The organism is Planktothrix mougeotii LEGE 06226, assembly GCF_015207485.1.
Taxonomy (GTDB): Bacteria; Cyanobacteriota; Cyanobacteriia; order Cyanobacteriales; family Microcoleaceae; genus Planktothrix.
In genome coordinates, this window is sequence record NZ_JADEWU010000166.1 from 1 (window position 1) to 1,117 (window position 1,117).

General features: G+C 49.5%; 2 tRNA genes and 2 rRNA genes. All 4 read left to right on the forward strand.

Features of this window, described 5'->3' with window-relative positions:
- Positions 1–126 (forward strand): 16S ribosomal RNA (locus IQ236_RS27540); the annotation flags it as partial.
- Between the two features lie 125 nt (positions 127–251).
- Positions 252–325 (forward strand) — tRNA-Ile (locus tag IQ236_RS27545).
- A 12-nt stretch (positions 326–337) separates the two neighbouring features.
- Positions 338–410: transfer RNA gene (locus IQ236_RS27550), tRNA-Ala, on the forward strand.
- Positions 411–617: 207 nt separating this feature from the next.
- Positions 618–1,117, forward strand: a 23S ribosomal RNA gene (locus IQ236_RS27555); the annotation flags it as partial.

A 1,117-nucleotide genomic window follows, 5' to 3' on the forward strand; every position in this document is an offset into this window, starting at 1 on the left:
GTGAGCCACGCCCGAAGTCATTACTCTAACCTGCAAGGGGGGAGGGTGCCGAAGGCAGGGCTGATGACTGGGGTGAAGTCGTAACAAGGTAGCCGTACCGGAAGGTGTGGCTGGATCACCTCCTTTTCAGGGAGACCTACTTCTGGAGAAGTGCCAAATCCCAACAACAGATAGCACTCACAGAAGTCATCCCAGGTCGGAACTAGGAAAAAGAAAAAGAGACTTTCAAACGTCAACTAGGTTGGGTAAAAGGGCTATTAGCTCAGGTGGTTAGAGCGCACCCCTGATAAGGGTGAGGTCCCTGGTTCAAGTCCAGGATGGCCCACCTAAAGGATGTGGGGGTATAGCTCAGTTGGTAGAGCGCTGCCTTTGCAAGGCAGATGTCAGCGGTTCGAGTCCGCTTACCTCCACTAAACCGAACAAACCCAAGAACAAACTAGCACTACAACTTTCATCACCAGAAAGAGTAAATGCTGGAAATGTTCCAGCCAGAACCTTGAAAACTGCATAGAAAAATCAGAAGGGATCAAAAATGAAACCAAAACCGGGAAGAAAAAACCCGGAAAAGTTTTGGTGTTCAGGAGTTCGGAAACGAACAGAGATTCAAAAACAGAATTGGTCAAGATAGAAAGGGCTGACGGTGGAAACCTTGGCACACAGAGGCGAAGAAGGACGTGGCGACCGACGAAAAGCTCCGGGGAGCGGGAAGCAAGCAATGAGCCGGAGGTATCCGAATGGGGCAACCCAGAAACACAATGTTGAATCCATAGACATTGATGAGCGAACCGGGCGAACTGAAACATCTTAGTAGCCCGAGGAAAAGAAAGCAAAAGCGATTTCCCGAGTAGTGGTGAGCGAAAGGGAAACAGCCTAAACCAACAGGTAAACCTGTTGGGGTAGTGGGACAGCAGAACTGGACTTAGAGAATTAGACAAAGCAGATGAAACCTGCACCAGAGAAGGTGAAAGTCCTGTAGTCGAAAATTCAAAGAGCCAAGCTGAATCCCGAGTAGCACGGAGCCCGTGAAAGTCCGTGTGAATCCGCCTCGACCACGAGGTAAGGCTAAATACTCCTGTGTGACCGATAGAGAAACAGTACCGTGAGGGAAAGGTGAAAA